Origin of the sequence: Corallincola holothuriorum, assembly GCF_003336225.1 — a bacterium.
GTDB lineage: Bacteria > Pseudomonadota > Gammaproteobacteria > Enterobacterales > Neiellaceae > Corallincola > Corallincola holothuriorum.
This window is the reverse complement of the sequence record NZ_QPID01000011.1, coordinates 141,028-153,819: the sequence shown is the minus strand read 5'-3', so window position 1 is coordinate 153,819 and position 12,792 is coordinate 141,028. Positions and strand designations below refer to the sequence as shown.

The window sequence follows — 12,792 nt, the reverse complement described above, 5'->3', positions numbered from 1 at the left end:
CATATCAGATGACCATCACTGTCGGTATTACTCACCACACCGAATACAAATATGACAAAGCTGTCACCCTTGGTCCCCATGTGTTCCGCCTGCGTCCCGCAGCCCATAGCCGCACGCCGATAAAAAGTTACTCACTAAAAATTCACCCTGAAGAGCACTATATCAATTGGCAACAAGATCCTTTCGGTAACTATTTAGCCAGAGTCGTGTTTCCAGAAAAAACCAAGAAATTTTCATTCACCGTCGATGTCGTTGCCGAGATGACAGTGATCAACCCCTTTGATTTTTTCCTTGAAGAATACGCTGACGAATTTCCATTCGTCTATGAAGAGAGTTTAAGCAAAGAGTTACAGCCTTATCTGCTCAAAGAATCATCATCAATGCTGTTTAAAAAGCTGGTTAAAAGCGTCGATCTGTCGACCTCAATGCTAACTGTCGATTTTCTAGTGGCGGTAAACCAGAAGGTTTATGAACTGGTCGATTACACCATTCGCCTAGAACACGGGGTTCAGAGTTGTGCTGAAACCCTAGCGAAAAAATCAGGCTCCTGTCGCGATTCTGCGTGGTTATTAGTCCAATTATTGCGCCATCTAGGCTTAGCAGCGCGCTTTGTTTCCGGTTATCTGGTGCAGTTAACTACGGATGAAAAATCCCTCGATGGCCCCAGTGGGCCGGACGAAGACTTTACCGATCTGCATGCCTGGACCGAGGTATATATTCCCGGTGCCGGTTGGATTGGCTTAGATCCGACCTCGGGATTATTTGCGGGTGAGGGCCATATCCCTCTGGCATGTACGCCAGAGCCCAGCAGTGCAGCTCCTGTCACTGGCGGTGTTGATCCTGCCGAAACCGAATTCAACTTCTACAACAAGGTCACCCGTGTCCATGAAACCCCTCGCGTCACAAAGCCTTACAGCGATAGCCAATGGTCGGAAATAAATCAGTTGGGTTTAAGGGTCGATAAACTGCTTAATGAACATGACATTCAACTGACCATGGGCGGCGAGCCTACTTTTATCTCTATCGACGATATGGAAAGTGACCAGTGGAATACTGGCGCTGACGGCGAAGATAAGCGTCGTTTGGCACATCAACTGTTTCTGAAAATGACCGAGCACTACGCCCACGGTGCAATGCGTCATTATGGTCAAGGTAAGTGGTACCCCGGAGAGCCCCTGCCCCGCTGGCAATATGCCTGTTACTGGCGTAAAGATGGCGCCGCGTTTTGGCGCAACCCCAAGCTACTGGCGGACATCAACGCTGAGTATGATTACGGTGAAAAAGAAGCAAAAACGTTTGCTGATGCCCTTTCCATCCAACTTGGGCTTCAGCCTGATTGTTTCATTCCAGCCTATGAAGACATGCTCTATCACTTGTGGCAGGAGGGTAACCTACCCCAAGAGCTTAGCCCTAAGTCACCTGAACTTTTAAACGCCATTAGCCGCAAAGGGTTCTTAAAGAAGATGGAACGGGGTTTGGATAAAGTAGCGGGTTACGTACTCCCGCTGTTATGGGATCCAGCCTCCGCTAAATGGCAAAGTTGCCATTGGAAATTTAAGCGCGATTATTGCTTTCTTATCCCCGGCGATTCCCCCCTTGGCTATCGCCTACCTTTAGATAGTTTAGGCGACGCCGCGCCAATCCCAGAGCGAGACCCATTCGATATACCAGCGCAATTCGAAAACAGTGATTACATGGCAGCGCAAGCGGGCTATGTCAGTGAAGCGCTGGTCAAGCAAGCCATTAGCATCGAGATCCGCGACGGTTTGCTCTATCTGTTTATGCCACCGCTGACCCATATGGAAGACTACATCGCACTGTGTAATGCCATTGAAGCCGTGGCAAATAAACTCGACATTGCGGTGGTATTAGAGGGCTATACGCCCCCCCACGATCCACGGGTAGAAAAATTTGCGGTGACCCCAGATCCCGGCGTCATCGAAGTCAATATCCACCCTTCATCAACCTGGCCACAGCTGGTAGAACGGACCAGTGACCTATACAAACTGGCACGAGAGTCGCGCCTTGGCACCGATAAATTCATGCTCGATGGCAGGCATACTGGAACGGGCGGTGGTAACCATGTCACCTTGGGTAGCAGCACACCGGCAACCAGCCCCTTTCTACGTCGCCCGGATGTACTACGCAGTTTTATTACTTACTGGCAGCACCACCCCGGACTCTCTTATCTTTTTTCCGGCCTGTTTATCGGACCAACAAGTCAGGCACCACGGGTCGACGAAGCCAGAGATGAGTCTCTGTATGAGCTAGAGATAGCCTTCTCAAACATGCCCTCCGGTGACGTGCCCCAACCCTGGTTAGTTGACCGCCTACTGCGACACTTGCTGACAGATCTAACTGGTAATACCCACCGTGCAGAGTTCTGTATCGATAAACTTTACTCGCCAGATTCGGCAACAGGCCGCCTTGGTATTGTCGAGTTTCGCGGCTTTGAGATGCCTCCACACTCCCGTATGAGCTTGATGCAAATGCTGTTACTGCGCACGCTGCTGGTTTGGTTCTGGCAGCAGCCATACCACAAGCCTTTAGTGCGTTGGGGCACCGAACTGCATGACAAATTTCTCCTGCCCTACTTCGTGCAGCAGGATATCAATGGTATCTGTCGCGACCTGCAGAATGCAGGATTCAACTTTGACCCGAGCTGGTTTGCGCCGTTCTTTGAGTTCCGTTTTCCCACCTGTGGCGTGCGCCAAATAGACGATATACAGATGGAGTTGCGCACTGCCATCGAGCCATGGAATGTGTTGGGAGAAGAATCTTCGTCAACCGGTACCGCTCGCTACGTCGATTCATCACTGGAACGGGTACAGGTAAAGTTAACCAATATCGTTAGCAACCGCTACGTATTGACCTGTAACGGACGGCGGGTGCCGTTAAAAGAAACGGTGACCAAGGGTGAATTTATCGCTGGTGTCCGCTATATAGCTTGGCAAGCTCCCTCTTCGTTACATCCAACCATAGGGATCCATGCCCCCCTCACTTTCGATCTGTTTGATACCTGGTCAGGGCGCTCATTGGGTGGCTTTACTTACCATGTCAGCCACCCCGGCGGGCGAAATCCTGACACATTCCCAGTCAATGCCTTTGAAGCGGAAGGGCGTCGCATTGCCAGATATTGGGACCACGGCCATTCTCCAGCCACGGTCACTGTCAACACCGAAACCTGGTCACCAGCCGTCGCTAAACGAGGATTCAAACAACACGATGCTATCTCTGATTTTGTGGTGCCACCAGAGGAAAGCACCAACCATGAATATCCCACCACTCTGGATCTAAGGCGCAAGCCGAAATACTAACCTCAGCAATAGCACAGTGGCCGCCCTTAAGGGGTGACCACTGTGTTCGCGAGCGCCAGCGCTTTCTCTTTAGGAATACGATTCACATCCACCGACACCGACAGTTCCGGTACCGAGTTCCCCAGATAGACCCCTTTTAGTGGCGTGACATCACCAAAGTCTCGCCCGCGAGCAACCACAATATGCTGCCCTTTAGGAATAACATTGTTGGTCGGATCAAAGTCGATCCAGCCACAACCGGGAATAAACACACTGAACCAGGCGTGGGAGGCATCGGCACCGCGTAGCTTAGGTTTACCCGGTGCCGGCAGCGTCTCTAGATAGCCGCTGACGTAGCCAGCGGCGAGCCCTAAGCCACGCAAGCCGGAAATCGCTACATGGGCAAAGTCCTGACAAACCCCTTGCCGATGCTTTACTACTTCTGCCACCGATGAGTCTACGTCGGTCGCTGCCGGAGAATAGTTAAACTCTTCGAATATCTTCGCCATTAACGCGGTAGAAGCCTGCAAAATACCTACCCCCGGCTGAAAGCAAGCTCGGGCGAGCTCTCCACACTGAGCGTTATTTTCCACCCGCGGAGAAGCAAAACAGAACTGGCGCGCGAGTACCTCTTCTTCAGAAGAGGGTTCAGCCAAGCGTTTAGCCACCAGCTCCCAAGGCATATCCGCCAGCAACGACTCCTGGCGTTGCATCACATGCACCAAGCTGGTCGAGGTCACCGCTAAACGCTGGTGCCGCTGCTCTACTGCGAAATAGGTCTGATCATTACCGAAGTAGTCAGTATGGCGAGTATGGCCATGGATTAAAGGATCTGTAGTTAACTGCCAACTCAATACCTTTTGCAATGCTTCGGTACGAGGGATCAAACATCCTAAATTTTGGCCATAACTAATATCAGAGGGGTAATCGTAAGTCGTAGTGTGCTCAATACGGTAATAGATGCTCACGATTCACTCCCTGACCATTCACTGCTGCGCGACTTTTGCGAATGAACAAAGCACTCATTGGATAATTCGCTCGAGGTCACTTCAAGTGACTGCTGAATATGTTTCATTAATTGCGTTAAGCTGGGACGACAATGTACTTCATTCTCTAAGACAAGTTGCGATACATCCGCCAACTGCACTTGCGAATACGCTGATAGCACCGAACGCTCAGCCGCGGATATTTGGCTACCATCGTCAACAAAAATTTGCCTGATATGTTGCTGCAGATGATCCAGTTGGTACACCATACCTCGGGGGTTGAAGCGATTCAGCAGCACATAATCAAGTACCGATTGAGCATCCATTTCGCCACGATAATAGCGTCGATAATTCATCTCGTTGTCATTGGCCGACAGTAAGGCCGTCAGCACTTCAGTTTCATTGTCGCTGACCTTGCAAGACACAGTGAATTCCAGCAAATGGCTCAAATTTATCGTGCGTTCCAATAGCCGCCCGATATCAAGCATTCGCCAACCATCGTCGTGATTCATACTGTCAGCGATCAAACCGTTTAGTGCCATGAGCGAACTTAGCAACTTATCCAAGCCGCGCTGCAGCGATCCGAGACTGCTGTGCCCCCTTAGCTTAGTAACCACTTCACCAATATCATCAATCACCCGCCAACTATCATTGGACCAGACATCACGGCTATGAAAGGCGGAGCGATGCAGCGACGCCAAGATGCTATGCATGCCACGACTCATGTTTTTATCGACCGCGATATTATAAAGCTCGGCGGTGATATCTGGGGATTGGGTTTGGGTTTGGCTTTGTGACTGGGATTGGCTTTGGTTTAGATCGACCTCCGCCCCAGTGTCAGCTATCAACGGCAAATCATCAGTGAACTGACGCAGTGCCGCCATCAATTTACCCGCGCTGGCGAGGGGCTGGCCTTGTTCGCTAAATTCATCATAAAAACTGTTGATCACCTGCCGCATGATCCGGGCGACCATTTCAGCCCGCTGACTGTAACGTCCTAACCAGAACAAGTTTTCCGCGGTGCGGCTAGAGATAACTCGCAGCTCCCGCTCCTGTACCGCAGCGCCATGCTCCTTCGGCGCATAGGGTCGCAGTGGCATCGCTTCTGACGCCCGTACCCAAGTATCCTTATTAACCGCACCCGCTTGGGTATTCACCACGCTTTGACCCTGCTCTCTCGCTACACATGCCAAGCCCCCAGGCATCAATTGATAACCGCTACGTGAAGCACTCATAAAGGTGCGCAGGAAGCCATGCCTAGGCTTTAACTGCTGATCGGTCCAACTGGGCATGGTCGATACATTGAGCATCTGCTGGCCGACATACATAGCAGGGTTCAGCTTAATACGGTCGATCAGTTGCTGTTGCTGCGGCTTTGAAAGCAGGTGTCCAAATGCGATATCGGCACGCTCGCTGACATGCTTGACCACCATCTTGTCGATATTTTTTATCACATGCGCAAATGCTGTCGGCTGTCCACACCACCAAGTTGCCGCGCTAGGGATTTTTAATGGCTCCCCCAACAAATACTGGCAACAGCGCTCTAAAAATGGGTAAAGACCGGGACTTTCCAGTAACCAGCCACCGATAGGGTTAACCACCACCACCTTGCGCTGGCGCATCGACTCAATCAGCCCAGGGACGCCAATAAAAGAATCAGGGCGCAGACTCAGAGGATCAGAAAACTGATCAGAAATGCGCCGCAGGATCACATCGACTTTTTTTAAACCATGCAGAGTTTTCAGCCAAACATAGCCATCCCGAACCACCAAGTCGTCACCTTGTACCAGGGTGTAACCTTGGTAGTTGGCCAGATAAGCATCTTCAAAATAACTTTCGTTACTCGGACCCGGTGAAAGCAACACGACATGTGGATCATCCACCTCAGCAGCGTCCACCAGCGACTGATGCGCATGACGGAAATATTCAGCTAAACGCTGAACTTCGCAGTGACGAATGAGGTTAGGGTAAACCCGAGACATCGCCAACCGGGTTTCCAGAGCGTAGCCTGCTCCTTGCATGGTCTGCAATCTATCCGACAGCACCCACCACTGTTTATCAGTACCGCGCACCAGGTTAAACGCACTCTGCACCAGCGCATACTGACCGGGCAGAGGCATGCCCACCGCTGCACGACAAAAGCCAGGGTGCTGAAAGATCAGATCAGGGGGGAGAATGCGCGCTTTCATCAAGCGCTGCGGGCCATACAGATCTTTATAAAGTGCGTTAAGCAGTTCACCACGCTGGATCAAAGCGGGTTCCAACTGTCCCCACTCGTCACCTGCCAACACCAGCGGGCAAGGGTCGAGATCCCAGGGCCGGTTGTCGCTAGCACCTTCGGTATAGGCGTTATAGGTCACGCCGTTTTCACGCAGTAAACCATCCAACTCAAGCTTACGCGCATCAATATCGTCAGGCCCAAAACGTTCCTGCGCACGCATAAAGTCACGCCAGTGAGGTTGAATCGTTCCCTCTTTCGACCACATCTCGTCAAACCGCCGACTATCGATATCACGATAGCCAGCAATCAGGCTAGCATACTTCTTAGTATCACCCTCGTTCTGCATCTCTTACTCTACAACGCTTAGCATCTGCGCTGATTGTTAGTTAATTGTTGCGAAATGCAAAGTAATTCATGCCGATCGAGTCATGTAAATTTGCGAGCTGCCGCTGTAATACATCCATTTTCTCGGTGACCTCTTCCAATTCGCACACGGAACAATCAACTGCCGCGGACTGAATACTGCTCACGCTCTCTATCAGATCGGCATTTTTAGGCAGCTCGGTAAGCAGCGCCTGAACCTTGCTGAGACAGTACATCACGGCGCGAGGCTGGCGTGGATCCTCCAACAGAAAGGCCATCACGGTTTCTCGCCGAACGCCGCGCTTAATTAACTTACGAAAGCTCTGAGTCGCCTCAAGTGAATCCAACGCATTCAACCAAAAAAATGTTCGATATTTATCCAGAGAAAAGGAGTCATCCTCTTCCAGCTGCAGCAACGATGTGGCTTTCGCATCGATAATACGCGTGATCATATCGGCACGTTCAAGCAGCTGGCCGATGCGGAAAAATGAAAAACCCAAGTCTCGATCCATCGAGTTCATCATAATGCCAACAAACTGCTCGCTCTGTTTCTGCACCTGCTGACAATAACGGATCCTTCCCTGTCGATTGGACAACATTCCCTGATTGGCACGGGTATAAAGAAAGCAACTATTAAGCACCTCCCAACTAGACTGTGGCAGCATTTCACGGGTATTACGCGCATTCTGGCGGGCCGCGCCCACCGCAGAGATCACCGAGCAGCTGTTCTCTTTATCGCCAATGATCGACGCCATCACCATCGCTTCATCAACTTGCTCATGGTTCATTTTTTCAGGCCAACAGCCCAATACATCAAGTAAACCTGACCAACTCACGGGGACGGTACGTGGCAGATCCAACATCATTTCGTAGGTAGACTTCACTAATCGTGCGGTATTGTCTGCACGCTCGGCGTAACGGCCCATCCAATAAATATTTTCAGCAACTCTCGACAACATAAATCTTTACTCCGCCGTGTCTACTATCCAAGTGTCTTTACTGCCGCCGCCCTGCGAGGAGTTAACCACCAACGATCCCCGGGTCAGTGCGACTCGGGTTAGCCCTCCCTCTGTCACATAGCTGTCTTTGCCCTGCAAAATAAACGGCCGCAAATCGACATGTCGCTGCTCTACCGCGGCATCACACAGGGTAGGCACAGTGGACAACTTAAGGGTAGGCTGAGCAATATAGTTTCTCGGATTGTCGAGGATCACCTGACGAAACTCTTCGATCTCTTCAGCACTGGCATGGGGGCCGATCAACATGCCATAGCCACCCGATTCACTGGCGGGTTTCACCACTAATTCCTCCAGATGATCCAGCACATAAGCGCGGTCGTCGTCCTTAACGCAGAGATAGGTCGGAACATTGTTGAGTATCGGCTCTTCATTCAAGTAGTAGCGGATCATATCCGGCACGAAGGCATAAACCACTTTGTCATCCGCCACGCCAGCACCGGGGGCATTAACTAAGGCAACGTTACCCTGCTGCCAAACACGCATTAGTCCCGCCACACCGAGCATTGAGTCCGGATTAAACACCTCAGGATCAATAAACTCATCGTCAATCCGACGATAAACCACATCCACCTGACACAAACCATCGACAGTTTTCATGTAAAGTTTGTCATCCTCAACAACAAGATCCTGGCCTTCTACCAAGGAGGCCCCCATCTGCTGAGCCAAATAGCTGTGCTCGAAATAGGCAGAGTTATAAATACCAGGCGTGAGCACCACAATGGTCGGCGTCACGTCTTGTCGCGGTGACATATCGGTGAGCATTTGACGCAACTGATTGGGGTAGTCGCTATTAGGAAGAATGTCTTGATTCTGAAACACCTCAGGAAAAATACGCTTCATCACTTTGCGGTTTTCCAGCATGTAGGAGACGCCAGACGGCACCCGAAGATTATCCTCCAAAACATAGAATGCGCCCGTATCATCCCGCACCAAATCAGAACCACAGATATTGGCCCACGCACCATAGGCGGGCGAGAAGCCCTGACACTCGGGACGATACCCCTTTGACTGTTCGATGACATAGGCGGGGACGACATTATCGCGCACGATTTTCTGCTCGTTATAAACGTCATCAATGAAGCAATTAAGTGCAGTCAGCCTTTGAACAAGCCCGTCTTTGGTGCGCAGCCACTCTTTCAACGAGATAAGTCTAGGGATTAAATCAAATGGCCATTCCCGATCTATGTTTTCACCTTCACTGTAGACAGTGAAGCTGATCCCCATTTCACGAATGCAAAGCTGTACATCCTGCTGCCGTTCGCCAAGTTCAACTGGCGTCATACCACCAAGAAAATCAGTGACTTGAGAAAACTCTTTACGTGGCTCTCCTTGCGTATTCACCAGTTCATCAAAGAACTCTGCTTGTAGATGTTCCTGTTTAATCAATCTCATGTATCACCACTGTGCGGATCAAAGCCGCGAGCCACCAAATTTAGGTCATCTTCTGTATCAGCAATTCCAATACCAATTCTTCTGTTACCGCTTAATTCATATGGAAATAGCACTAACAATGGCTTCTGAGGGGGGATAGACAGTGACGCTGTAAATTGTCAAAACAGTTCATTCTAAAGGCCGTTACGAAAAGGAATTACCTGCAGCTAAGCTATTGGCTGCTAAACTAAATACAGTGATTTTATGGGCTGCATTGACCAATAAAGAGAGAGACACACGGATGGCGCGCACCTTTATATTTAACTTCGATGGCACCTGTAATGATCCTAGTGATGCGGAACAAGCCGTTGATAGCCTAGGCCAACTGGAAGACAGCAGTATTACCAACGTATTAAAGCTGCACTTACTTTGTGGCGGCTCGTTAGGCGAACAGGGCCGCGGCTGGGACAACAATCAGCGCAGCTATTACTATGCTGGCATCGGTGCTTACGGCAACGCGATGCAACAGGCAATCAACGCTATCTTTGCCCCTGAAGGCAGTGATGTGGCGCAGATACTGAAACGCGCTTTGATCGATTTCACCCGCGCAAATTTTAATCCTGAACAAGATATTTTACTGGTCACAGGTTTCAGCCGCGGGGCAGCCTTAGCCCGACGGTTTGCCGCGATCCTTGCCCGCACCATCACAACGCCATGTATCTACGAGGCAGTTTTCGATACCGTCGCGTCTATCGGCGGCGCAGATCTGCAGAAAGAAGATCGACCAAAAACCGATGTGCTATTTGAGAACTGCAGCTTACCTGAAATAGTGATCAAGGCCTTGCACTTGGTGGCACTGGATGAGAAACGCAGCGCATTTCAACCCACGTTAATGAATCAACAGGATAAAGTGCATGAAGTCTGGTTTGCTGGTGCCCATGCGGACGTCGGCGGAGGCTATCACCAGGACGGCTTGTCCGACAACGCATTGCAATATTGCCTGCAATGGTTGGATGAGCAACCTTTCCCATTAACCGTTAAACGTCATGCTGCAGTCGATTACCGCAACATATTACCTGCCAATGCCGATTACCAGATCTCAGCAGACGATGTCGTGATTAAGCCGGATCCGCTAGGCACAAATCACCAACAGCAGCGCGGCCCATTGTCTGGGCTGATCACCTGTGACCACCGCCTCTGTTGCGTTATCGAAAATGATACGGCAACAACCCAGGCACCGCTGGTGCATCACTCTGTCGCCACGCGGATCCACGCTGCTCATGATTACCGCCCAGCCTCTTTAAAAGGGCGTACGCACAAACTACTAACTCAAGATGGCAGCAAACTGGTTTATCAAGGGATCAATCCCCACATCGAACTGCCCATACAAAATTTACGCCGCTTGGATGTAGATACCAGCGTCACGGTCACCGTTTTTGCCGCTGAAAAGTTTAACCGCACTGGACTAGTGCTGATAGCCGGAGAGCACTATCAATTCGAAGTGCTACCTGAACAATCATGGCGCGATGCAGATATTCAGTGCGACGCCAATGGTTGGAATCGCAGCACTGTCAGTTTAGGTCCCCACCATCAACCTTTCGCAGTCTATGAACCGCTCCGAAGGCTACCCAATGTCAACTGGCTGGCACTGTGTGGCGCCATCGGTGCCAATGACAATGAACTGTTTCCAATCGGCCTAGAGAGCAGCTATACCCCGCGTAAGTCTGGAGAATTTTGCCCTTTCGCTAATGACTTACCCGATTTTTACGGCAACAATGCAGGTAAAATGCTGCTCAAAGTTACCCGCCTATTGGTCGGCGAAGAGATGCGTACCTCTGTCGATATCGTCTAATAGTCGTTGTTGGCAACCCAATAAGAATCAGAGTAGAGAAAATGATGGCGACTGTAGCTGGAGTAATACATGCACTTCAACTCGACGGCACAGGCGGAGCAAGTGCGCTGCCACCCGAACAGATAACCAGTAGCTCCCATACCGAGCCCAAATGGCTACATTTAGACCTTAACGAACTGCAACCAGAACAACTGCAAAACGAACTGGGGTTATCCCCTACAACCGTGGATATGCTGTGCGCCGAAGATACACGCCCTCGCTGTGTTCAAGCCCAAGAAGGCGTCCTCCTAAACTTACGCGGTATCAATATCAACCCCGGCGCAGAACCAGACGATATGGTGTCACTGCGGATCCTTTGCCAATCCCACCGCCTTATCAGTGTCAGAAAGCGCCGAATTTATTCAGTATTAGATGTAACTACGCAATTGCACGCTGGCAATGGGCCGAAACATATTGACGAACTGCTGGCATCATTAACCAAACACTTAACTCACCGCATGCGCGACTTGATTGACCAACTCGAAGATCAGACCGACTTAGCCGAAGACCAACTTTTTGAGAAGGGTGATTTGTCTGTCAGTGAACGGATCTACCCACTACGTACGCAACTGATCCACTTTCGTCGCTATTTTGCACCACAGAAAGATGCCATCCTCGCCCTGATCAGCCTTAAACCCGATTGGTTAAGGAAGATTCACGCTTTGGACTTCGGGAGCGCGCCGATGCCACACAAAGGTTGATTGAACAAATTGACACCCTCAAGGAGCGACTGAGCTTTATTAAAGCTGAAGTGGAAGGCCAACTGGCAGCTAAAAGTGAAAAACGTATCTACCTGCTAACCATATTTGCCGGTATTTTTGTACCTATGGGTTTCTTCACTGGCTTGCTGGGTATCAACGTCGGTGGCATCCCTCTCGCCGATAATGAGTGGGGCTTTACCCTTGTATGTGGGCTTATTCTCGTCACCGCGGCGATCCAAGTGGCTATTTTTTACATTAAACGTTGGTTTTAGCCTATTGGTCGCTGCGGCGATTTAGGGCATGTGGTTGTAAGCACACTAATGGGTGATCCCTCGGCTGGTAAAAGAGACCTCAGTATAATCCGACGAACCAACCATCACAGCTTCTAGGATCGGTGGCGTCAGGTCAGGATCTGCGGACCAAACCACCAAATAGTTAGCCCCTGAACCACCACTGATATCACTTTTTTCTGCAAGATACTCTGCGCTAGCTAATGGGTTGAGTTGGATCGGCGTAGCCAGCATCTCTTTTACTAAATGACCGGATGAATCATAGTAGTTTACAGAATGAATGGTCATGCCATATTCGCTGTCGGTGTTACGCACTATCAAGGCGCTTTCCAGTAGCAGCGGTTTACCACCGTCACCATACACATGGGAATAGCTAGGAATATAGGTTGTACGCATCATCGCCCCTTCGGGGGTGGCGCTTTTTAGCTGCGGTACCGTCGCATGCTGCTTATTAAGCTGGCCATAGCCAAGCTTGTCTTCCATGGTTTCCATCTTGCTCACCAAGTTACCCAAGTAACCACTGACACCGATAAGTACCAGTAAAATAACAACGGACAGCGATGTTACCCATACTCTTTCTTTAGCCATTATTCATTCCTTAAAAACCATGGAGATTGGTTACACATTAGTGTGCTACGTGCCGTTAGCTTTACC

At 50.3% G+C, this 12,792-nt stretch carries 9 protein-coding genes; 4 read left to right on the top strand and 5 right to left on the bottom strand.

Annotated features, from left to right (window positions below):
* The first annotated feature begins 8 nt into the window (after window positions 1-8).
* The gene (locus tag DU002_RS16535) at window positions 9-3,317 is read left to right on the top strand and encodes a transglutaminase family protein (RefSeq protein ID WP_114339544.1); all 3,309 of its coding nucleotides are present in this window, start codon (window positions 9-11) and stop codon (window positions 3,315-3,317) included.
* A gap of 26 nt (window positions 3,318-3,343) precedes the next feature.
* Here DU002_RS16535 and DU002_RS16530 read toward each other — a convergent pair whose 3' ends face one another.
* The 4 genes from DU002_RS16530 to DU002_RS16515 are packed head-to-tail and all read right to left on the bottom strand — an operon-like array spanning window position 3,344 to window position 9,277.
* On the bottom strand, window positions 3,344-4,264 hold the full coding sequence (locus DU002_RS16530) for a transglutaminase family protein (protein ID WP_114339543.1): 921 nt from the start codon (window positions 4,262-4,264) through the stop codon (window positions 3,344-3,346).
* The gene (locus tag DU002_RS16525) at window positions 4,261-6,849 is read right to left on the bottom strand and encodes a circularly permuted type 2 ATP-grasp protein (protein WP_114339542.1); all 2,589 of its coding nucleotides are present in this window, start codon (window positions 6,847-6,849) and stop codon (window positions 4,261-4,263) included. The genes DU002_RS16530 and DU002_RS16525 overlap by 4 nt, the downstream gene beginning before the upstream one ends.
* A gap of 40 nt (window positions 6,850-6,889) precedes the next feature.
* A complete protein-coding gene (locus DU002_RS16520) occupies window positions 6,890-7,825 on the bottom strand; it encodes an alpha-E domain-containing protein (protein WP_114339541.1) in 936 nt (311 codons plus the stop codon).
* A 6-nt stretch (window positions 7,826-7,831) separates the two neighbouring features.
* Window positions 7,832-9,277: a circularly permuted type 2 ATP-grasp protein gene (locus tag DU002_RS16515; RefSeq protein WP_114339540.1), complete on the bottom strand. Its 1,446-nt coding sequence runs from the start codon at window positions 9,275-9,277 to the stop codon at window positions 7,832-7,834.
* 280 nt (window positions 9,278-9,557) lie between these two features.
* Between DU002_RS16515 and DU002_RS16510 the strand changes: the two genes are divergently transcribed.
* From DU002_RS16510 to DU002_RS19565, 3 genes are read left to right on the top strand one after another with little or no spacing between them, the layout of a single operon-like run.
* On the top strand, window positions 9,558-11,108 hold the full coding sequence (locus tag DU002_RS16510; RefSeq protein ID WP_114339539.1) for a phospholipase effector Tle1 domain-containing protein: 1,551 nt from the start codon (window positions 9,558-9,560) through the stop codon (window positions 11,106-11,108).
* Window positions 11,109-11,149: 41 nt separating this feature from the next.
* Complete coding sequence (locus DU002_RS16505; RefSeq protein WP_114339538.1) at window positions 11,150-11,848, top strand: CorA family divalent cation transporter; 699 nt, start codon at window positions 11,150-11,152, stop codon at window positions 11,846-11,848.
* Window positions 11,845-12,120: a CorA family divalent cation transporter gene (locus DU002_RS19565; protein WP_158538103.1), complete on the top strand. Its 276-nt coding sequence runs from the start codon at window positions 11,845-11,847 to the stop codon at window positions 12,118-12,120. Before DU002_RS16505 ends, DU002_RS19565 begins: the two co-directional genes overlap by 4 nt.
* Window positions 12,121-12,165: 45 nt before the next feature.
* On the opposite strand, the gene DU002_RS16495 is transcribed toward DU002_RS19565, so the two are convergent.
* Window positions 12,166-12,726, bottom strand: a complete 561-nt coding sequence (locus DU002_RS16495; protein WP_114339536.1) for a DUF3124 domain-containing protein — start codon at window positions 12,724-12,726, stop codon at window positions 12,166-12,168.
* Window positions 12,727-12,792: the final 66 nt, after the last annotated feature.

What these genes read in the sequence shown, in the direction of transcription:
- DU002_RS16510 (WP_114339539.1), top strand. Translation starts at nt 9,558, where the DNA reads ATGGCGCGCACCTTTATATTTAACTTCGATGGCACCTGTAATGATCCT.
- DU002_RS16515 (WP_114339540.1), bottom strand. Translation starts at nt 9,277, where the DNA reads ATGAGATTGATTAAACAGGAACATCTACAAGCAGAGTTCTTTGATGAA.
- DU002_RS16535 (WP_114339544.1), top strand. Translation starts at nt 9, where the DNA reads ATGACCATCACTGTCGGTATTACTCACCACACCGAATACAAATATGAC.
- DU002_RS16495 (WP_114339536.1), bottom strand. Translation starts at nt 12,726, where the DNA reads ATGGCTAAAGAAAGAGTATGGGTAACATCGCTGTCCGTTGTTATTTTA.
- DU002_RS16505 (WP_114339538.1), top strand. Translation starts at nt 11,150, where the DNA reads ATGATGGCGACTGTAGCTGGAGTAATACATGCACTTCAACTCGACGGC.
- DU002_RS16520 (WP_114339541.1), bottom strand. Translation starts at nt 7,825, where the DNA reads ATGTTGTCGAGAGTTGCTGAAAATATTTATTGGATGGGCCGTTACGCC.
- DU002_RS16525 (WP_114339542.1), bottom strand. Translation starts at nt 6,849, where the DNA reads ATGCAGAACGAGGGTGATACTAAGAAGTATGCTAGCCTGATTGCTGGC.